The 21048-nt window shown below is 65.3% G+C and carries 17 protein-coding genes; 10 read left to right on the forward strand and 7 right to left on the reverse strand.

Annotation, left to right across the window (positions count from 1 at the left end):
* Window positions 1–76: 76 nt before the first annotated feature.
* The gene (locus tag RQP53_RS03055; RefSeq protein WP_315648560.1) at window positions 77–202 is read left to right on the forward strand and encodes a hypothetical protein; all 126 of its coding nucleotides are present in this window, start codon (window positions 77–79) and stop codon (window positions 200–202) included.
* A gap of 9 nt (window positions 203–211) precedes the next feature.
* On the opposite strand, the gene RQP53_RS03060 is transcribed toward RQP53_RS03055, so the two are convergent.
* Window positions 212–544: a DUF3579 domain-containing protein gene (locus tag RQP53_RS03060; RefSeq protein WP_315648561.1), complete on the reverse strand. Its 333-nt coding sequence runs from the start codon at window positions 542–544 to the stop codon at window positions 212–214.
* Window positions 545–759: 215 nt separating this feature from the next.
* Between RQP53_RS03060 and RQP53_RS03065 the strand changes: the two genes are divergently transcribed.
* Together RQP53_RS03065 and argF are read left to right on the forward strand one after the other, a co-directional pair.
* Complete coding sequence (locus RQP53_RS03065) at window positions 760–1977, forward strand: aspartate aminotransferase family protein (protein WP_315648562.1); 1218 nt, start codon at window positions 760–762, stop codon at window positions 1975–1977.
* The gene (argF, locus tag RQP53_RS03070; RefSeq protein WP_315648563.1) at window positions 1974–2936 is read left to right on the forward strand and encodes an ornithine carbamoyltransferase; all 963 of its coding nucleotides are present in this window, start codon (window positions 1974–1976) and stop codon (window positions 2934–2936) included. The genes RQP53_RS03065 and argF overlap by 4 nt, the downstream gene beginning before the upstream one ends.
* A gap of 8 nt (window positions 2937–2944) precedes the next feature.
* Here the strand turns inward: argF and RQP53_RS03075 are convergent, their stop codons facing one another.
* Window positions 2945–3787, reverse strand: a complete 843-nt coding sequence (locus RQP53_RS03075; RefSeq protein WP_315648564.1) for a substrate-binding periplasmic protein — start codon at window positions 3785–3787, stop codon at window positions 2945–2947.
* 95 nt (window positions 3788–3882) lie between these two features.
* Here RQP53_RS03075 and RQP53_RS03080 point away from each other — a divergent pair, with 95 nt between their 5' ends.
* From RQP53_RS03080 to RQP53_RS03090, 3 genes are all read left to right on the forward strand, one after another.
* Window positions 3883–4626, forward strand: coding sequence for a metallophosphoesterase family protein (locus tag RQP53_RS03080; RefSeq protein WP_315648565.1), 744 nt, complete (start codon window positions 3883–3885; stop codon window positions 4624–4626).
* A gap of 74 nt (window positions 4627–4700) precedes the next feature.
* Window positions 4701–6185: a serine/threonine protein kinase gene (locus RQP53_RS03085; protein ID WP_315648566.1), complete on the forward strand. Its 1485-nt coding sequence runs from the start codon at window positions 4701–4703 to the stop codon at window positions 6183–6185.
* Between the two features lie 81 nt (window positions 6186–6266).
* Window positions 6267–6608, forward strand: a complete 342-nt coding sequence (locus RQP53_RS03090; RefSeq protein ID WP_315648567.1) for a YkgJ family cysteine cluster protein — start codon at window positions 6267–6269, stop codon at window positions 6606–6608.
* Here RQP53_RS03090 and RQP53_RS03095 read toward each other — a convergent pair.
* The 3 genes from RQP53_RS03095 to pulA form a co-directional block, all read right to left on the reverse strand.
* A complete protein-coding gene (locus RQP53_RS03095) occupies window positions 6605–7816 on the reverse strand; it encodes a transglutaminase domain-containing protein (RefSeq protein ID WP_315648568.1) in 1212 nt (403 codons plus the stop codon). The two genes, RQP53_RS03090 and RQP53_RS03095, sit on opposite strands and share 4 nt — an antisense overlap.
* Window positions 7817–7854: 38 nt before the next feature.
* Window positions 7855–9114 carry a tetratricopeptide repeat protein gene (locus tag RQP53_RS03100; RefSeq protein WP_315648569.1) on the reverse strand — a complete coding sequence of 420 codons (1260 nt, stop codon included), beginning with the start codon at window positions 9112–9114 and terminating at the stop codon, window positions 7855–7857.
* A gap of 133 nt (window positions 9115–9247) precedes the next feature.
* The gene (pulA, locus tag RQP53_RS03105; protein WP_315648570.1) at window positions 9248–12109 is read right to left on the reverse strand and encodes a pullulanase-type alpha-1,6-glucosidase; all 2862 of its coding nucleotides are present in this window, start codon (window positions 12107–12109) and stop codon (window positions 9248–9250) included.
* A 123-nt stretch (window positions 12110–12232) separates the two neighbouring features.
* Between pulA and RQP53_RS03110 the strand changes: the two genes are divergently transcribed.
* A complete protein-coding gene (locus RQP53_RS03110) occupies window positions 12233–13948 on the forward strand; it encodes an alpha-amylase family glycosyl hydrolase (protein WP_315648571.1) in 1716 nt (571 codons plus the stop codon).
* Window positions 13945–15846, forward strand: coding sequence for a glycoside hydrolase family 13 protein (locus RQP53_RS03115; RefSeq protein WP_315648572.1), 1902 nt, complete (start codon window positions 13945–13947; stop codon window positions 15844–15846). The genes RQP53_RS03110 and RQP53_RS03115 overlap by 4 nt, the downstream gene beginning before the upstream one ends.
* A 109-nt stretch (window positions 15847–15955) precedes the next feature.
* On the opposite strand, the gene RQP53_RS03120 is transcribed toward RQP53_RS03115, so the two are convergent.
* Window positions 15956–16636 carry a PEP-CTERM sorting domain-containing protein gene (locus tag RQP53_RS03120; protein WP_315648573.1) on the reverse strand — a complete coding sequence of 227 codons (681 nt, stop codon included), beginning with the start codon at window positions 16634–16636 and terminating at the stop codon, window positions 15956–15958.
* Window positions 16637–16883: 247 nt separating this feature from the next.
* On the opposite strand from RQP53_RS03120, the gene RQP53_RS03125 reads away from it, so the two are divergent.
* A complete protein-coding gene (locus RQP53_RS03125) occupies window positions 16884–18098 on the forward strand; it encodes a 6-phosphofructokinase (RefSeq protein ID WP_315648574.1) in 1215 nt (404 codons plus the stop codon).
* Window positions 18099–18151: 53 nt separating this feature from the next.
* A complete protein-coding gene (locus tag RQP53_RS03130; RefSeq protein WP_315648575.1) occupies window positions 18152–19756 on the forward strand; it encodes a GGDEF domain-containing protein in 1605 nt (534 codons plus the stop codon).
* Between the two features lie 68 nt (window positions 19757–19824).
* Here RQP53_RS03130 and RQP53_RS03135 read toward each other — a convergent pair whose 3' ends face one another.
* Window positions 19825–21024: a cation:proton antiporter gene (locus RQP53_RS03135; RefSeq protein ID WP_315648576.1), complete on the reverse strand. Its 1200-nt coding sequence runs from the start codon at window positions 21022–21024 to the stop codon at window positions 19825–19827.
* Window positions 21025–21048 lie beyond the last annotated feature (24 nt).

The following is a 21048-nucleotide window of genomic DNA, read 5'->3' on the forward strand; positions in this document are numbered from 1 at the left end:
AGCCTGCCATCAAACCGTCATCAAGCCCTTCTAAGCTGCCGCACAGCCCAGAAGAGCCTCAGCGCCGGAGACACGCATGCAAGCTTCGATACAGCGATGGATCACCCACCCCGCCCTGGCGCTGGGCAGCACGGTGCTGTGGGGCGTGATCGAGTGTGTGGCACTGTGGCGCTCGCGCCGCCGGCTGACCCGCAGCCGCTGACACACTGCCTCAGCGTTTGCCGTCGCCGCGCTCGGGCAGCAGGCAGGCCTCGGCGACCTGCAGATGGTTGTCACGGGCAAAGTTCATCACAAAGTCCCAGGCCATCGGTTCCAGCGCCTTCAACTCCTCGTTGACGATGACGCATTTGATGCCGTTGATCACCCGGGGCACGCAGTAGGGCGAGTAGCCGATATGGCTGCCGATGCCGGGCTTGGCGCCGCCGGGGCGGAAGCAAGACATGGCCCCCGCCAGCCGCTCGGCCCAGTCACTGGGCCTGAAAGTGCGGCCCTCCAAGGTCACACCTTGGATGAACACTTCGCGGGGTTTGGCAGGCAGACTCATGGGCGTTGGCTAGTGCCGCAAGGGAACAACAAGGGGTGCGACAGAGGCGCTATTGTGCCTTCATTGTGTTGCGCCGCAGCACACAGCAGTTACCAACAGGCCTCAACTGTGCGGCACTTGTTGGCAACCAAGCCGGTCGCGCTCGATCGCCGCATAGAATCAACGCTCACTTTTTTGCCAGCCTGGCAAGAGGTTCAACCCCGTATGGAGAGCTGATGAACGCCCCTGTCCCGTCTGTCGTCACACCCACCGAACCGCATGTGATGCAAACCTATGGCCGCCTGCCCATCGCGCTGGCACGCGGCGAAGGCTGCTGGGTCTGGGACGTGAACGGCCGACGATACCTGGACGGCCTGGGCGGCATCGCCGTCAACACCCTGGGCCATGCCCACCCCAAGCTGGTGCCGGCGCTGCAGGAGCAGATCGCGACGATGATCCACTGCAGCAATTACTACCATGTGCCGCTGCAGGAAAAGCTGGCTGCCAAGCTGGTCGAGCTGTCGGGCCTGACCAACGCCTTCTTCTGCAACAGCGGCCTGGAAGCCAATGAAGCGGCGCTGAAGATCGCCCGCAAGTTCGGCCACGACCGCGGCAACCACAATCCCGAACTGCTGGTGTTCGAAGGCGCCTTCCATGGCCGTTCGATCGCCACGCTGTCGGCCACCGCCAATCCCAAGATCCATGCCGGCTTCGGCCCGCTGGTGCCTGGTTTTGTGCGCGTGCCGCTGAACGATATCGCCGCCGTCGAGGCGGCGCTGGCCGCCCATCCCAATATCACCGGCATCTTCCTGGAAACCATCCAGGGCGAAGGCGGCGTCAACCCGGCTCGCATCGAATTCCTGCAGCAGCTGCGCCAGGTCTGCGACAAGCACGACATCCTCTTGATGCTGGACGAGGTGCAATGCGGCATCGGCCGCACCGGCAAGTGGTTTGCCCACCAATGGGCTGGCATCCAACCCGATGTGATGCCGCTGGCCAAGGGCCTGGGTTCGGGCGTGCCCATCGGGGCCGTTGTTTGCGGCCCGCGTGCGGCCAAGGTGATGCAGCCGGGCAACCATGGCACCACCTTTGGCGGCAATCCGCTGGCGATGCGCGCCGGCGTCGAGACCCTGCGCCTGATGGAAGAGGAAGGCTTGCTGGCCAATGCCGCCAAGGTGGGCGCCGAGCTGAAGGCCGGCCTGGAGCGCGAGCTGGCTGGCGTGGCCGGCGTCACGGACATCCGCGGCCAGGGCCTGATGCTGGGCATCGAGCTGGATCGCCCGGCCGGCGCCGTGCTGGGTCTGGCTGCTGAAGCGGGCCTGATGGTCAGCGTCACCGCCGATCGCGTCATCCGCCTGGTGCCGGCGCTGATCCTGTCCAGCAGCGAAGCCGCCCAGATCGTTGAATTGCTGGTGCCGGTGGTCAAGGCCTTCCTCGCCAAGGAGCCGACATGAAGCCCGGCAATGGCCTGATGCGCCACTACCTGCAGTTCAAGGATTTTCGCGCCGAGGAATACGCCTACCTGTTCGAACGAGCGGCCATCATCAAGCGCCGTTTCAAGAACTACGAACGCTATCAGCCGCTGGCCGATCGCACGCTGGCGATGATTTTCGAGAAGGCCAGCACCCGCACCCGGGTCAGTTTCGAGGCCGGCATGTACCAGATGGGTGGCTCGGTCGTGCACCTGACCACCGGCGACAGCCAGCTGGGCCGTGCCGAGCCGATCGAGGACAGCGCCCGGGTGATCAGCCGCATGGTCGACATCGTGATGATCCGCACCTTCGAGCAGACCAAGATCGAGCGCTTTGCCGCGCATTCGCGGGTGCCGGTGATCAACGGCCTGACCAACGAGTACCACCCCTGCCAGATCCTCGCCGATCTGTTCACCTTCATCGAGGCGCGCGGCATGGACCGCCGCGGCGGCATCGACATGGACTGCCTGAAGGGGCGCGTGGTGGCCTGGGTCGGCGACGGCAACAATATGGCCAACACCTGGCTGCAGGCGGCCGAGATCCTCGGCTTCACCGTGCACGTCAGCACCCCGAGCGGCTATGAGGTCGACCCGGCCGTGGCCGGCATCAAGAATGCCGATTGCTACAAGGTCTTCAAGGACCCGATGGAAGCCTGCCGCGGCGCCGATCTGGTGACCACGGATGTCTGGACCAGCATGGGCTACGAAGCCGAGAACGAGGCCCGCCGCAACGCCTTCGCCGACTGGTGCGTGGACCGCGAGATGATGGCCGCAGCCAAACCCGACGCCCTATTCATGCACTGCCTGCCCGCCCACCGCGGCGAGGAAGTCAGCGCCGACGTCATCGACGGCCCCCAATCCGTCGTCTGGGACGAGGCTGAAAACAGAATGCACGTGCAGAAGGCACTCATGGAGTACCTTTTGCTGGGTCGCATCGGCTGACCACACGCTCAGCGCGGCCTGATGCTGTCATTCAGGCTGCCTGCCGGGTAGTACTTCTGAAATCCACGCCAGACGGCGCCGCTTTTCGCGCCCTGCTCCAACAGCTCGCGCAGCCTGGCGCGATCACCATCTCCCAGGCTGCTGCGCGATAAGTAGGCGCCGCTTTCGCTCCATGGCAATTCCTCAACCGGTTCGATGCGCAGCCGCTCCGCCAATTGCTGCACCCGCGCATCGCCTGTGATCGCGCCGATCAGGATTGACGGCGCCATCAAAGTCAGATCTGCAGCGCCGGCCGCCAAGGAGCGCGCCACCGACACCGCATCGCTCTCCCAGGTCACCCGCCCCTGTCGCGCCAGCTCCCGCACCAAGGCCTGGTATTCGTCGCCATAGTCAAAGCCACGCACCAGCACGACGCGCAAGTCGCGCCGTTCGCTCAAGTCTTTCAGGCTCAGCAATGCCGGGCGATCGCTTTTCAGCGAGATCAGCGTCGGCCGTGCGCTGATCAAAGGCACGAATTCGCCAAACTCATCGCGACGTGGCGTGCGGCTCGCCGGAATCAGCACATCAGCCTTGCCCGTTTCAAACATCAGCTCCAGCCGCGCCCGTGGCACCGCGGAGAACAGGAACTGGCAGCCATGGCGACGCTCCAAGGATTTCAGCAGCTCGGGATAGACACCGCTGAAGCCGGCATCAGCCGCTATCACGACACTCTGCCCCACTGGCGCCAGAGGCACCTCGATGGGACGCGAACAGGCGGCCGGCTGCGCGTGCAGCGCCGAGGCCCAGAAGCCGCCCAGCACACCGAGCATGCCCAGCAGCCTGACGGCGACCACACGTCGCGGGAGTCGCAACAAAGAGACAGCTTTTCTGCTTTGCATAGGCACCGAGCATAGCCGGCCCCAGGGATTCTCAGCCTGACGTCAGCCGCTTCAGGCATGCTAGCCCCATGAAGATTGCGCTGATTTCCGATTTGCATTCCAACCGCGAAGCGCTGGCTGCCGTGCTCGAACATGCCGCCAGCCATCAGGTCGATCGCTACGCCCTGCTGGGCGACTTCGTGGGCTACGGCGGCGACCCGGCCTGGGTGGTCGAACAGGTGCGCGCCTTGGTCGCCGCCGGTGCCGTGGCCGTGATGGGCAATCACGACAGCGCCGTGGTCCTGGGCGCGCATAGCAGCATGAATGAGGATGCTGCAGCCGCTGTCAACTGGACGCGCGCCCAGCTCAATGCCGAGCAGCTGGACTTCCTCAAGCAGCTGCCGATGAGCGTGGAACGCGACAACTGCCTGTTCGTTCACGCCAATGCCTTTGACCCTGCCGGCTATGCCTATATCCAGGGGCGTCTGGAAGCGATGCGCAGCCTGCATGCCACCCAGGCCCGCTACACCTTTTGCGGCCATATGCACGAGCCCATGCTGTATCACCTGTCGGGCACTGGCAAGGCCGGCGAGTTCACGCCCCAGCCGGGGGTTCCGATTCCGCTGATGTCCAACCGCCAGTGGCTGGTGATTCCCGGCTCCTGCGGTCAGCCGCGCGATGGCAATCCGGCCGCCTGCTACGCGCTGTTTGATCTGGATGCAGGCAGCCTGAGTTTCGAACGCGTACCCTATGACCACGATGCAGCAGCCGCGCGGATTCGTGCTGCCGGTTTGCCGGAGCGGCTCGCCCAGCGCCTGATCACCGGCGAGTGAACCGGGTACCGCGCCACGCGGCATGACTTGGTGCCCCCAAGCGCCCCCACCCTGACCTCTTTCTTGCGCACACCATGGCCGACAACGAACCGCAAGCATCTCTGGCAAGCCCGGCCTCGGCCAGCACCGCGGCTCCCGCACCGGCGCCACAGGGCCCGCTGGAGGCCGGCATGGTGCTCGACGGCTTCCGGCTCGAGGAAAGGCTGCATCAAGGCGGCATGGCCAATCTCTGGCGCGTGACGCGGCTCGATCCGCCAGAAGGTGAAGTCCTTCCGCTGATCATGAAGGTGCCGCGCATCAAGGGCGGCGAAGATCCGGCCACCATCGTCGGCTTCGAGGTCGAGCAGATGCTGATGCCCGCACTCAAGGGCCCCCATGTGCCACGCTTTGTGGCGCGCGGCGACTGGACGCGGCAGGCCTATATCGTGATGGAGCATATCGAGGGTCAGTCCTTGCGTGCCCGGCTTGATGAGGCGCCGCTGCCGCTCGATGAGGTGATTGAGATCGGCTCAAGGGTGGCCACGGCGCTGCACGATCTGCACAAGCAGCATGTCGTGCACCTGGACATCAAGCCCAGCAATATCGTGATGAAGCCGGACGGTACCGCCGTGCTGGTGGACTTCGGCCTGTCGCGCCACGATTTCCTGCCCGATCTGCTGGAAGAGGAGTTCTCGCTGCCCATGGGCACCGGGCCCTATATGTCGCCCGAACAGGTGCAGTTCGTGCGCAATGACCCGCGCAGCGATCTGTTTGCGCTGGGCGTGATGCTCTATCACTTCTCAACCGGTGAACGCCCATTCGGTCAGCCCTCCTCGGTGCGCGGCCTGCGCCGGCGGCTCTATGTGGAGCCGGTACCGCCGCGCGCCATCAATGCCGAGATCCCGCCCTGGCTGCAGGAGGTGATCCTGCATTGCCTGGAAGTCAAACCGGAGCGGCGCTATCAAAGCGCCGCCCAGCTGGCCCTCGATCTGCAGCGGCCCGAATCGGTGGTGCTGAGCAAGCGCGCCGAAAAGATGCAGACCAGCGGCACGCTGAAGACGCTGAAGCGCTGGTTCTTCGCGCTGGGCTCGGAGCCCCCGCTGCAGGCCACCGTCACCGAGCAACTGGCCCGCAGCCCCATCATCATGGCGGCCGTTGATACAGAACACGCCACGGCGGGCTTGCTGGAGCAACTGCGCGAAACCGTGCGACGCATCGTCCAGACTGAACCCGGCGCACGGCTGGCCTGCGTCAGCGTGATGAAGACGGCACGCATCGGCATGGACGAGCTGACCGACAAGGACGGCAAGAGCGTCCACGTCAAGCAGCTGATCGCGCTGAAGCACTGGGCCCGCCCGATCAGCCGGGCACTGAAGCTCGACGATGGGCGCCTCACCTTCCATGTGCTGGAGGCCCCGGACGCTGCCCGCGCCATCATCGAGTTTGCGGCCAAGAACCGCGCCGATCACATCGTCATGGGTGCGCGCGGCAACTCGGCGCTGCGTCGCTATCTGGGCAGCGTGTCGGCGCAGGTGGTGGCCGAGTCGGAGTGCAGCGTCACGGTTGTCAGAGAATCCTGATTGGCCGTCACAGCGATCAAGGCGATCAGCTGTCAGCAGGCCGAATCAGATACCCCTCAAACCGCCGCTAACCAGCCTGCCATGAGCACCTCAACATCGAATCCCTGCCTAGGCTGCGGCGCCTGCTGCGCCAGCTTTCGAGTCGACTTCGCGCGCGAGGAACTGCTCAGCGAGGGCGGCACCGTGCCGGACGGGCTTTGTGTCGACCTGACAGCCGCGCTGCGCAGGATGCGTGGCACCGACCACGCCTCGCCGCGCTGCGCCGCGCTTAGCGGAATGGTCGGCCAGAACGCCAGCTGTGGCATATACGAGTGGCGACCCTCGCCGTGCCGCGAATTCGGCCTGCGCGCGCCGCTGGGCCTAGGCGACGAAGCCTGTGCGCAAGCGCGGCGGCGGCATGGCCTCGAGCCGCTGCAGGGCTAGGGTGTACGCCCTCCTTGAGCCGACGCCTGCAACAAACTTTGCAACTTGGCGGCGTAGACCTGTCGCTTTGACTGTGTCGCACTAGTCTCTTTGGCCAGCACCAACTGCTCCGCAGCAGCGGACATGTCATTCAAAGCATGGTTTGCCAGAGCTAGCCAAAAATGCGCCTCGTCACTGAAAGACGACCGCGCCAACTCCTTGATGAAAAGTTGCTGTGCCAGCCGAGGCTCGCCACGACCCATGGCAGCAATGCCCTCATCAAGATACTGAAACGGCCGTACGGGTTGCAACTGCGCCAGCCGCTTCGTTAGCTGATCACGTTCGACTCCACGATGTGTCTCGCCGAACACCACCGCCAAATTGCCAAGCGCCGCAAGATTGTCGGGTTCGCGCGCGAGCACATGGCGCAACACCTGTTCGGCGAGCAAGATCTGGCCGTGTCGGCGGTAGATAACCGCCAGCGTATTGAGCGCCTGACTCAGGCGCGGCTCAGCTTGCACCGCCGCACGCGCATACCAGTAGGCCGCGTCCAACTTCCCCGCATTCAATGCCTCTGCCGCCCTGTTGTTCATATACATGCTGACGATGACAGACTCGCCGATCTCATGCACGCGCTGCTGCGCACCTGCCGGCAGCGGCAGGAAGTCGATCACCCAGTCGGCTCCATCGCCGGTTGCCCCGACCGGGCTGAAGCGGCGAAGCTGCAGTGACAGATTGACGTGTCCGGAGACGAACAGCAGGTCGTTAGATCGGCTGAGGTAGTGATCAACGTAGACCGAACGATAGTGAACCGGAATGCCTAGCTCGCGTGCAAATGCTGCTGTCATGATGACCAGCGACAGGCAGTTGCCACGTCGGTCGGCAAAGGTTTCGCGGGCCGTGCGCGTGTATTCCGCGTCGTAATCGATCTGCAGTGCACTGTGCTCATAGAGCGCCTCGATCATTGCCCGTTGCGGCCCAATGCGCGCGGCCAAAGGCTCAATCCGCTGCTTGAGGTAAGCCAGCATCTCTGGGCTCCGCTCGAAGACGAGATCAGGACGCGGCACCTGCGGCGGCGCCTTGAATGCGGCGTCAGCCAGCAGGTCCTCGACGGCGAATCGTTCAGGTGACGGCACCGTGCTGCAGCCGGTCAGGACCAGTTGGAGGCCCAGCAAGAAGCCGAGCAAGGTGGTCCACCAAAGTAACTCAGCTGTATAGCGTCGGTGCATGACGACAATCCGCGCCGGGACATTGCCATCTGGCACGGTCAGCGTAGCGCTGTCGCCCGCTGACTGGCCCGATTCAACCGTTCCAGATCGCGCAGGTGATTGAGCTTGGCAGCGTAGAGCTCGCGTTTCTGGCTATTGACACTGCTTTCTCCCGCCAGCTGCAAGTGTTCGGCCGCCTGCCGCAAGTCCTGCTGCGCATAGCTGGCCAGAGCCATCCAAAAATGGGCCTCATCGCTATAAGCGGTGCGCGCCAACTGCTTGGCAAACAGAGCACGCGCCGCTGGATAGTCACCGCGATGCATCGCGGCAATGCCGTCGTCCAAGTACTTGAAGGGCGCGACCGGCTGCAGTTCGCTCAAGCGCAGACGCAGCGTGTCGCGCTCGGCAAGCTTGCCCTGATCGCCCAGCACCAGCGCCAAATTACTGAGAGCATGCAGGTTGTCAGGCTCCTGCGACAAGACCTGGCGCAGGACCGCCTCGGAAGCCGACAGATCGCCGTGGCGCCGATAGACGACACCAAGCGTGTTGTAGGCGGGCAAGTAACGGGGCTCGACCAGCAGCGCAGCCCGAGCCCACCAATAGGCTTCGTCCACCCGCTGGACATTGAGCGACTCGGCGGCCCGGTTGCTCATGTACATCGCTATCACGGTGCTTTGGCTGATCTCGACGCTGCGTTGCTGGCGCGTCAGGGGTTCGGGCTCGAAATCGACAATCCAGGCATCCGACTCCAGCACTTGAGTGCGGCGCTCGCGGATCGGCGAGGACAAGGACAGGTTCACATGACCGGCGAGAAAGGAGAGCTCCTTCGAGCGCGACCACAGCTCATCGACATAGACGGAGCGAAAGTTGAACGGCAGATTGAGATACTGCGCGAAAGCCGCAGTCATGATGACCAGCGACAGACAGTTGCCGCGACGGTCGCGAAAGGCCTCCGCCGCCGTGCGGGTGTAATCGGCGTCATAGCTGATCTGCAGCGCGCTCCGTTTGTAGAGCGCGTCGATCAAGGCGCGGCGTGTGCCAAGTTTGTCGGCCTGCGGCCGGATGTAGCGCTCGGCATAGTTGACCATTTCCGGGCTCATGGCCAACAACTGCCCGGCATCTATCGGTGTCGGCGGCGCTGCAAAGCTGGCATCACGCAACAGTTCCTGTGGACGAGGCTGCAGCCGATCGATCACGCTGGGATCGGTTGTTGCACACGCGCTAAGCAAGAGGCTTGCCACAACGCTGATCAGTCCTGAAATGGGTCGCCGCTGAAGCTGCAACAGCAGTTGGTGCAATCGGTGGGTGGACAAGATCATGGCGAGTGTCTCCGGCTATGGCTTCGGGCCCGGACGCTCCGTACCTGAGCCAGCATCTGCTTTGGTCAATCATGCCCCTCGGCCAAGCGACTGACAAGGCATGCCTATCCACACCCCTGCCGGCACTCATCACTCAGTCCAGCGAGAACACCACCGCACTGCGGCCGGGGACCTTGAAGCGCCCGTTGGCAGCATCAAAACTTGCTTCCTGGCTGACGCGTGGATCGGCGGCCGCGCCGGCAGCCTGCAGCGGGTGCAGCCGCCACGGTTGACCACGCAGCGCATCGAGCTGAAGGGTCTGTGCCGCTGGCGAGGCGTTTAGCAGATACAGCAGGCTGCGCGCCGCAGCGCCGGGCCAGCGCTGCTCGTTCGTTTCACCGTCGAACTGGCCCATCAATTGACCGACCAGCAGCGCGGGGTTCTGTCCAGGCCCGGTATTGTGGAAGCGCAGGCGTCGGCGCACCTCGGCGGCCGTCGGCAGTCGAAACAGACTGGAACTCGCCCGTAGGGCCAGCAACTCACGGAACAGACTGCTGGCCAGCGCCAGCACCTCAGGCCCAGGCTTTACCGCCGGGTCGCGCAGCAGCGGCGCCAGCAGCGCATGGTCGGCGCCGTTGTCGGCCCGCGGCGGCAGACCGCTACCGAAGTGGTTGTCCTGCAGTGTCCAGTCCAGGCGGTTGAACCAGTCGCCGGAGTCATAGCTATTGCGATCCAGCGATTTCGATCGCAGCAGGTCCTGCCCGGCATGGAAGTAGGCGACACCCTGGCTGAAGGCCACCACTGCCGCCCCCAGCGCCTGCACACGGGCTCGATCAATAGCGGGGGTGCCGCGTGGAAGACGCATCACATTCAGATCGAACAGGGTCTGGTTGTCGTGGTTCTCGGCGTAGTTGACCACCTCGCCGGGCTCGCTGACATAGCCCGCCGGCTGATCGCCGTAGGGGATCGCGTCGGTGCGGCGCCAGCTGCCACTGGCGTCTTCAAATTCAAAGTCGCGCAGCGACCCCGCCAGCGCCACGCGCAGCTGATCAGCGGATGCCAGCAAGGCCGGCGCCTGCGCCAGTTGCGCTTGCGGTGACAAGGCCAACACCGACTCATTCGGCGCATAGCTCAGGCCATTGAGCCAGCCCTGGCGGGTGAACAGGGCCGCCCCGCTGTCCCCGGCGCTGCCACCACGCAGCGCATCGCGCCCCCGGTCACTGAAGGTCGCAATCCCCGAGCCGTTCAGTGACAGCTGCGAAGCCTGCACAAAGCGCGCGCCGTTGGCCACCTCACCGAAGTTCCAGCCCTCACCGATCAGCGGCACATGCTGGCCGGCTTGCGCATCGAGCCGGCGCTGCAACGCCTCCATCAGCGCACGCGGTTGATGGGCCATCAGGTCGAAGCGAAAGGAGCTGATCTTGTAGTCGCGCTGCCAGCGCAGCACGGTGTCGCGCGTCAGCTTGGCCATCATCCGGTGCTCGGTGGCGGTGTTGTCGCAGCAGGTCGAGCGCTCGATGCGGCCTTGCCAGTCGAGCCGCTGGTAATAGCCGGGCACGATGCGGTCGAGCACCGACGGCACCTGCTGGCCGGCCGCCGCCGTGTGGTTGTAGACCAGGTCCATGCCGACCCTGAGCCCGGCGGCATGCAGGCCCATCACCATCTGGCGGAACTCGATGATGCGGCGCGCGCCGTCATTCGCATCGCTGGCATAGCTGCCTTCAGGCGCACCGTAGTGCAACGGGTCATAGCCCCAGTTGAAGCAGTCGCGCGCTGCCTCGGCCATCACGGCCGCCTGCTGAGCCTCGCTGTCCGGCGCGGCGCGGGGCACTTGGGGCGTGCTGCAGCCGCGTTCCGGCACGCTGGCGATGTCGAACACCGGCAGCAGATGCAAGTCTGTGACCCCGGAGCGCGCCAGCGCCTGCAGATGGCGCATGCCGGCCGAGGCCGGCTCGGCGAATGCCAGGTATTTGCCGCGTGCCGCTGGGGGGACGCTCGCGTCACTGATGGAGAAATCACGCACATGCAGCTCATAGACCACCATATCGGTGTTGCGCGCCACCGTCTGCGGTGCCCGGCTCTCGGTCCAGCCCGGCGGTTGCAGCGCTGGCGCATTGAGGTCAGCGATATAGCTGCGCCGCGAGTCGGCATTCAGGCTCACCGAATAGGGATCGGTGACGCGGTTGCGCACCAGGCCCAGCCCGGGCACGAACACGTCGACGAGATAGCGGTAGTACTGGCCCGACGCGTCGCCATCGACCTCATCGTGCCAGGCGCCCGTGCTCGCGTCGAAGCGCAAGGGCCGCACCGCCAACGCCGGGCCCTCAGCATCGGCGTAACGGCACAGGGCAACCCGCTGCGCCGTTGGGGCCCAGAGCCGAAAGCGGGACTGTCGGCGCTCAGCGCCTCCGAACGCCCTGCTAGCAATCTGCGCGCCGAAATCGCGCTCATCATCGGCAGCGCGATAGCCCTCGTCGAGCGCGCCGGGCAGCTGCAGCGCGCTGAATCGCAGCACCCGGCCGTGCGGGTCCAGCTCCGCCAGCAGCTGCTGCGCACGCATCAGCTCGATCCAGCGCAGCCGCGGCAGCGCCGCGAGCCGCAGCCTGACGCCGGGCTTGAGGAAGGCAAAACGCTGCGTCAGTTCTGGTGGCAGCGCACCGGTATCGACCTGCAGTGGCAGCACCAGATCAGCGGCGCCGGGGCGCTCGCCCACACGCAGACGAAGGCCTGCAGTTCGTGAGGCATACAGCACAAAGCGGCTCTCAGCCTTGGCGCTCACGCCGGGCCACTGCAGATGCTGAATACCCACCCAGTAGGCCGCTGCGGGCACCTCAGCCGGATCGGCCTGCGCCTGCAGCAGTCGATAGGGAGCTGGATCGTCACAGTCTGCCGCCAGCGCCCGGGTGACGGCACCCTGCGCCGCCAGGGTCACGCCCGATGCCAGCAACAACAGCCAGCGGCGCCAAAGCCTGTTTCCGGGATTTGTCAGCGCCGAGAACAAAGGGGGCAATGGCATGTCGAACTCCTGTTGATGCCAATGCTACTAAAACTACAGGACAAAACCTCAGCCGAAGACCATTCATACAGACAAACGCCTACGTAATATCCACAAAGCAAAGTTGCGATGTAGTATTACTTCATGCAATTGAATCAAGAAGTGCCGCCCAGACTCACAGCCCACGCCAGCCTGGCCATCACGCTGCTTTGCGGCTCCGCCTGGCTGGGCTCTGGCGCGGCAGCCCAGACACCACCCAATGAGGCTGGGCAAGCCTGGGGCAGCATCAGCCCCCTGCCAAACACGAGCACGCTGCCTGAGGGCTGGCAACACGGCGCCTTCATGGAGGTGTTTGTGCGTGGCTACAAGGACAGCAATGGCGACGGCATCGGCGACCTGCGCGGCCTGACCCAGCAGCTGGACTATCTGCGCGACCTGGGCATCAAAGGCCTGTGGCTGATGCCCATCACCGCCAGCGCCGACCATGATCACGGCTATGCCACCACCGACTTCCGCGCGCTGGAGCCCGACTACGGCTCGCTCGACGATCTTGACGAGCTGCTGCGCCAGGCCCACGCCCGAGGCATCGGCGTGATCATGGACTACGTGCTCAACCACAGCGCCGCCAGCCACCCGCTGTTCCAGCAGTCGGCGCAGGGCGCGGGCAACCGCTGGCGAAGCTGGTATGTCTGGCGTGAGCCCGGGCAACAGGCAGACCTGAAGCAATGGGACATCTGGGGCAAGAACCCCTGGTACCAGCAGCTGACGGACGCAAACAGCGACGATGGCTCACGCTATTTCGCCACCTTTGGCGCCGCGATGCCGGACTTCAATCTGCGCCTGCCCGAGGTGCAGGAATTCCACCGCAGCAGCCTTCGCTTCTGGCTCAACCGCGGCCTGGACGGTTTCAGGCTCGATGCTGTTCCCCACCTGATCGAGAACGATGCCGAGCATTGGAACGATCAGCCGGAAAGCCGCCAGCTCACCGGCGAATTCAGCGCCTTGATTCGCAGCTACCCGGGCCGCCATGTCGTCTGCGAAGCCACAGCCAATCCGAGCGCCTATGCCGCTGCCGAGGTGTGCGGAAGCGCCTTTGCCTTCGGCCATGAAGGCCGCATCATCAAGGCCGCTCGCGGCGATCGGCAGGCCGTTGCCGACGTCGCCCACTTTTTCGAGACGGCGCCGCTGAGCCTGGCCACCATGCTGTCCAACCACGATATCTTCGCCGGCCAGCGTGCCTGGGACCAATTCCACGGCGATGAGGCGGCCTACAAGCTGGCCGCTGCCACCTATCTGCTGCAACCCGGCACCCCCTTCATCTACTACGGCGAAGAAATCGGCATGGCCGGCGTCCCCGGTCTCGCCGGCGACGCCCCGCTGCGCACGCCGATGAGCTGGCGCGCGCCCTCGCGCGATCCGCAGGCCGGCTTCAGCAAGGCAGCGCCTTATCGACCCATCTCGCCCAATGCCGCCAGCCACAACGTCGAGCGTGAAGCCGGCAATCCACGCTCACTGCTGAACTTCTACAAGGCCATGCTGAAGCTGCGCAACACGCTGCCAGAGATCGCCAGCGGCAGCTATGAACAGGTGCGCGTCGACGGCCTGATGACGAGCTTCAAGCGCTGCCAAGGCGCGCATTGCAGCATCGTTGCCATCAACTACGGTCGCCAAGCGGCCACGCTGCGCCTGGATGCAAGCGCGGGGTCGCCGCAGTTGCAGCAGCGCTATCCTCGCGAGGGTCAGGTCTTGCCCACCGCGCGCAATGCGGGCGCCGCACGACCTGCCGCGCTGCGCATCAAGATGGCGCCGCGCTCGGTGCAAGTCTGGCGCGAAACTTCCCACATCAACACCCAGCCATGAAGCACAGCCATCACTCCAACGCGCGCAGCCTTGTCATCCTGCCGCTGGGTCTGCTGCTAGGCCTGCTGCTGGGCCTGCTGATGACCCGCGCCCATGCGACGCCGCCCCTGGACCATGTCGAGCCACCCAGCTGGTGGGTTGGCATGAAGGAGCGCCACTTGCAGCTGATGCTGCACGGCCCAGGCATAGCCGAGATGCAGGCCAGCATCCAACACCCCGGCGTGCGCTTGCTGGGCAGCCAGCGCGGCGACAGCCCGAACTATCTGTTCCTGACCCTGGAGATCAGCAAGAAGGCTCGGCCCGGCCAGATGGACATTGTGCTGAGCGCGAAGGGCAAGCCGCTGCTGCGCCAGCCCTATCGTCTGCAGGCCCGTGAACCCGGTTCGGCCGAGCGCCGCGGCTTTGACAGCGGCGATGCGATCTACCTCGTCGTGCCAGACCGCTTCGCCAACGGCGAGCCGGCCAACGACACCCTGCCCGATCTGGGCGATGCCGCAGATCGCAAGCAGCCCGGCGGCCGCCATGGCGGTGATCTGCGCGGCATTGAGCAGCATCTCGACTACATCGCCGGCATGGGCTTCACCCAGCTCTGGGCCACGCCGGTGCTGGAGAACCGGCAGCCCGCCCATTCCTATCACGGCTATTCGATCACCGACCTCTACCGCGTCGATCCGCGGCTGGGCAGCCTGGACGACTACCTGCGCCTGTCTCAGCGCGCCCGCGCGCTGGGTGTGGGCCTGATCCAGGACATCGTGCCCAACCACATCGGCTCCGGCCATTGGTGGATGGCCGATCTGCCGACGCGAGACTGGATCCATCCCGCCCAGCCCTATCGCGAGACCAACCATCGCCACGGCACCGTGCAGGACCCCTATGCCAGCCAAGCCGACACCCGCGCCTTCCTGGATGGCTGGTTTGTGCCGACGATGCCGGACCTGAACCAGGGCCAGCCCCTGCTCGCTCGCTACCTGATCCAGAACGCCATCTGGTGGATAGAGACCGCCGGACTGAGCGGCTTGCGTGTCGACACCTACCCGTACTCCGACAAGCGCTTCCTGAGCGATTGGACCCGCGCCATCCTGGCCGAATACCCGCGCTTCAGCCTGGTTGGCGAGGAAATGAGCGACAAGGCCTTGATGGTGGCCTACTGGCTGCGCGGCCAGCAAGCCCCTGATGGCTACCGCGGCAGCATGCCCAGCATGATGGACTTTCCGCTCCATGGCCGGCTGCGCGAGGCGCTGATCGAGCCCGATGGCGGTGGCTTCGGCCAGGGCCTGGGCAAGCTGTACGAGGCGATGATGGACGACCGCCTTTACCCCGAGCCTGACCGGATGGTGCTATTCGGAGGCAATCACGACACCAACCGGATCTTCTCGGCGCTGGGCCAGGACCCAGCCTTGATGCGCATGGCCGCGGCCGTGATCGCAACAACGCGACGCACGCCGCAGTTCTTCTACGGCACCGAACTGCTGATGACGAGCCCGATCGAGCGCGACGACGGCGCGGTGCGCGCCGACTTCCCCGGCGGCTGGGCCGGCGATGCCGTCAATGGCTTCAGCGGCCAAGGTCTGAGCAGCGAGCAGGCCGGCTTCCAGGACTTTCTGCGCCACCTGCTCAACTGGCGCAAGCACAGCCCGGCCATCCACCAAGGCCGTCTGCTGCACTTCAATCCGCAGGACGGCTGCTATGTCTACTTCCGCATCGCGCCCGAGCAGACGCTGATGGTGGTGCTGAACAAGAACAACATCGCCAAGCACCTGGACAGCCGCCGCTTCGCCGAGGCACTGCCCGCCGGCAGCCAGGGCATCGACATCATCAGCGGCGCCCAGCAGCGTTTGGACGAGCTCATCGAGGTGCCGGCCCGCGCCGTGCTGATGATAGAGATCAAGCCACGCTGAGTGCGCCACCTAAAGGGCGCCACATGAGGTGCGCCACCAACGCGACGTCCAGAATGAGAAAAGGAGCCCGAAGGCTCCTTTCCCACTCCACCCTCTGACGTCAGGGTATTCAGACTTCCCGGCGGCGGCGGGCCAAGGCGCCAACAACGCCCAAACCAGCCAGCAACAGGGCGTAGGTCTGGGGTTCCGGCACCGGCGTCGCCACAAAGCTCAGCTTCAGCTCATTCTGCGGCTGGCCAATGACTGAGGCGAAGCTGCCACCACTGGCGGACAGGCTCAACACGCCGCCACTGAAGCTCAGGCTGCTGAAGGCGCCGACCGGTGCGCTGCTGCTACCGGCGTAGAAGCCGCTGGTAAAGCCAGGTGAGGCTGTGGTGATCGTGCGCCCCAGCGTGCCGCCAAAGCTGACCGCCGGGCCACCATCCACGGACAGCTGGCCGGACGCCGAGGCCGAGGTGCTGCCACCGACTTCGTTGAAGACCAAATTGCCGAGGAAGCCGGAAAAGCCACCGCTCAGCGCAAAGCCAGGCTTGGCCAGAACCGTGAACGAGGGCAGGTTGAAGTTGGCATTCGCAGCAGCGCCACCAATGCTGACCACTTGCACCGAACTGGGCACTTGCCAGGCGAAGCCCACCACGTCTCCGCTCGAGCTGAACGAGTAGGCCGGGGCTCCAAACACCGTGCTGGCATCGAAGTCCAGCACATAGGCGCCGAAGTCAATCGTGTCGGCATGAGCGGCTAGGCTGGCCACAAGGCCCAAGGTGGCCAAAAAAGTCGATTTCAGTTTCATGGGTGCTCCTGGTACTGCATTCGGGGCATGGCCAAAGAGGCATGAACCGCCACTTCGGTCAATAGCATGAAGCGTGACAGACTGCACGAATCGCGTCCATCCCCAAATTGTGTGCCTTCGTTTCAGACGGTGCGATCGGCGCGCAAATTGAAACCGCATTGCGACGATCGCCTGTGGTGCAATAGTCAGGCAGCGGCCACACTCGTGTCGCCGAAGCGTTTCGCACAAGCTCATGAGGAAACAGCCGATGGCCTCTGGAAAGATTCTTGTCGCCCAGGGAGGCGGCCCGACCGCCGTGATCAACCAGTCCTTGGTGGGCGTGGTGCTCGAGGCGCGCCGGCACAAGGGCGTCGAGCTGGTCTATGGTGCCCGCCACGGGGTGCGCGGCATCATCAATGAGGACTTCGTGGACCTCACCCAGGAAACCAGCCACAACCTGGAACTGGTGGCCGGCACGCCGGCCTCGGCCTTGGGCTCGACCCGCGACAAGCCTGATCTCGCCTACTGCCAGCAGATCTTCAAGGTGCTGCAAGCGCATGAGATCGGGCATTTCTTCTACATCGGCGGCAATGACTCCTCGGACACGGTGCGCATCGTCAGCGAGCAGGCGCGCGAGGCCGGCTATCCGCTGCGCTGCATCCACATCCCGAAAACGATCGACAACGATCTGGTCGGCAACGACCACACGCCCGGCTTCCCATCGGCCGCACGGTTTGTCGCCCAGGCCTTTGCCGGCGCCAATCTGGACAACGCCGCCCTGCCCGGCGTCTATGTCGGTGTCGTCATGGGCCGTCACGCCGGCTTCCTGACCGCAGCCTCCGCGCTGGGCAAGAAGTTCGATGACGATGGCCCGCACCTGATCTACCTGCCCGAACGCGTGTTCGAGCTGGAGCGCTTCCTCGCCGATGTGAAGGCCATGTACGCCCGCCATGGGCGCTGCGTGATCGCCGTGTCCGAGGGCATCCACGATGCGTCCGGCCAAGCGATTGCCGCTCAGTTGGCCAAGGATCTGGAACACGACGCCCATGGCAATGTGCAGCTCTCCGGCTCCGGCGCGCTGGCTGATCTGCTTTGCGAGGAAATCAAGAACAAGCTCGGCATCAAGCGTGTGCGTGGCGACACCTTTGGCTATCTGCAGCGCTCCTTTGTCGGCTGTGTCTCGGATGTTGATCAGCGCGAGGCCCGCGAGGTTGGCGAGAAGGCGGTGCAGTTCGCGATGTGGGGCGACCGTGATGGCTCGGTGGCCATCAAGCGCAATGGTTTCTACTCGGTCGACTACGAGCTGCTGCCGCTGGAAGCCGTCGCCGGCAAGACCCGTGTGATGGAGGATGAGTTCATCAGCCCCAGCGGCACCGATGTCACCGATGCCTTCCGCCTGTATTTGCGCCCGCTGCTGGGCTCGGGCATGCCGGACGCCTTCCGGCTGCGCCCGGCGCCGGTCGCCAAGCGGCTGCAACGCTGAATCCGCGCGGCCCGCCCGCGCCCACTCGCTGTTCGCAATCGTTGTTGTTTCCGATGTTTGACGCTGTACCGCCCCTGCCCACCGACATCCTGCGCCAGGCCGCGCGCCTGGCCGACGAGGGCCAGGGCCATGCAGCGGTGGAGCTTGCCGAGCAGGTGCTGGCGCTGGGTCAGCGCAGTGGCGATGAGCTCTTGCAGGCCCAGGCCATGCAGTGCCTGTCCAGCTGCGAGCTGCGTCTGCTGGGTGGCTACCGCCGCGCCTGCGAGCTGGCCCAGCGTGCTGCGATGCTGTACGAGCGCCATGACGATGTCGCCGGCGAGGCCTTGGCCCTGGCTGACCACGCGATTGCCGCGACGCGCCTGGGCCAATACGAAGATGCCGTCGAGAGCGCGCTGCTTGCCGTGCGACTGACGCAGCCGTTGGGTCCCTGCAAGCATCAGGTGATTGCCCAGCATGCCTTAGGCGTGGCCACCTACAGCGGGCGCAACTATGCCGCCGCCGAAGAGGCCTACCAGCAGGCGGTCACGATTGCCCTGCTTTGCCAGCCGCCGCTGAGCACCTATGAGCTGCACATCAATACCGCGCTGGTCGCGGTGGCCGACTTTGCCGCCGATCGCCAGCAGGTCGGCAGCAGCCAGGCCCTTGGCAGGCTGCAGCAGCAGCTCACGCAAGCCAAGCTCACCCGCGAAAGCACCCGCGACAGCATGGCGCCCGGCAGCCTGCATGCGCTGCAGATCAAGTCCGAGATGGCGCACTGCCTCTTGCAATGCTGGCTCGGCGAGCACGAGGCCGCCGCACGCGGGCTGCATCATCTGCGCCTGCTGGCGGCCGAGCTGGCCCAGCCCTGGGCCAATGCGGCCACGCACTGGTGCGCCGCCGAGCTGAGCCTGGCACAAGGCGACTGGCCGGCGGCCGAGGCCGCGGCGGAACGCATGACGGTGACCGCCGAACAAGCTCGCCACGAAGGCCTGATCCAGCTGGGCTACGCGCTGCAAAGCCATCTTTGCGAGGCACAGGGCAAGTACCGCGAGGCGCTGGCGGCCTTGAGGGCCTTGTCGCGCCACGAGCAGGAAAGCCGGCGGCAGAACCTGCAAAGCCGCGCCCACGTGATCGATTGGCAGCTGCAGCTGCGCCAGAACCGCCGCGATGTCCAACACCTGGAGCGGCGCTCGCAGCAGATGGAACAGCTGGCCATGAAGGACACGCTGACCGGCCTGCCCAATCGCCGCCATTTCGAGCAGCATCTGCGCCTGCTGCTGCTGGGCGAGCACGCCATCGCGCCCTGCCTGGCGCTGATCGACGTGGACCACTTCAAGCAGGTCAATGACGGGTTCTCGCACGGCGTCGGCGACGCGGTGCTGCGCACCCTGGCCCAGCTGCTGCGTGAACATCTGCGCGAGCAGGACCTGCCGGCGCGGCTGGCCGGCGACGAGTTCGTGCTGCTGCTGGTCGATGTGGGGCTGGCGCAGGCCCAGCAGATCTGCGGCCGGCTTCAGGCCAGCGTGCAAGCCCATGACTGGCAGGCCATCGCACCGGGCTTGCGCGTCAGCATCAGCCTGGGTCTGGCCCAGTGGCAGCCCGGCGAATCGCTGGAGCAATGGCTGGAGCGCAGCGACGCGGCGATGTATAGCGTCAAGCGGGCACGCCGCCCGGGCTGAGCCGGCCAGCCCGCCGCTAGGCCTGGCTGGCGCTTGCCACGGCCCACGCTGGCTGATGCAGACCGTGCTTATGCGCTCTTGTGTATCAGCGCCTTGATACGCGCCAGCTTGGGCGCCACCACCGGCACCGTCAGCATGGTGCTGGCCACGGCCATCAAGAGCAGCGCGGTGAAGGTCTCGCTGGTGATGATCTGCTTGTCCAGCAGGATGTTGGCGAAGATGATCATGATCAGCGCCTTGGTCTGCAGCAGCCAGCCGATGATGGAAGCCTCACCCGGCTGCCAGCCCAGGATGCGCCCGGCCAGATGGATGCCCATCAGCTTGCCCGCCACCGAGGCCAGCAGCAAGGCGGCGGCCGCGATGAACACGGCCGAGCCGCCCAGGTTCCAGTTGGTGCGCAGCCCCGTGCTGAGGAAGAACACCGGCATCACGACCAGGAGCACATGGTGGCGCAACAGGTCCATCTGCGCCTGATCGAACCAGTCGGCATCGAGCACAGCGCCGGCCAGGAAGGCGCCCACCATGAAATGCAGGCCCGACCAATCGGCGCCAAGGGCACACAGGGCCAGCCAGATCAGGCCGGCATACCAACGATCGCGCGCCGGTATCGCCTGCATCAGCCGCCGCATCGCCCAGGTCAGCGCGGCGAAGGCGATCAGAAACACCAGCTGCTTGCCGACCCGCTGCCAGTCCATCAGGATCAGCGCCAGCACGCCCCAGATCGCCACATCGTCGACGCTGGCGTAGCGCAGGATGCGCTGGCCTATGGGCTGGCGCAGGATCTCCAGCTTCTCCATCAAGAGGATCAGGATGGGCAGCGCCGTCACCGCGCAGGACATGCCCACGCCGAGCACGAACTGCCAGGACAGCGCCCTTGGCCCCATCCAACCGGGCACAGCCACCATGCCCAGCGCCGCCACGCACCCGAAAGCCAACGGCATGCCCAGCGCCAGGCCGGCGGTGATGCCGCTCTCGACGCGGTGCTTCCAGGCCTGTTTCAGGTCCAGCTCGATGCCGGCAATCCAGACGAACAGCATCACCGCCCACCAGGCAATGCCGTTGAGCGACTGCACCACCGACGGGTTGAAGACGAACTGGTAGTAGTCGGGAAAGGCCTTGCCCAACACGCCGGGGCCCAGCAGGATGCCGGTGATGATCTGCACCACCACCAGCGGCGCGAAATAGTCGGTGCCACCGAGCCGCCACACCAGGTAGGGCACGGTGAAAATGATCGTCATCGCGATCAGAAAAATCTCGGTCGTGTTCATCGCCGCATGATGACCCAGCCTGGC

It is taken from the genome of Roseateles aquae (assembly GCF_032337115.1).
GTDB lineage: Bacteria > Pseudomonadota > Gammaproteobacteria > Burkholderiales > Burkholderiaceae_C > Roseateles_C > Roseateles_C aquae.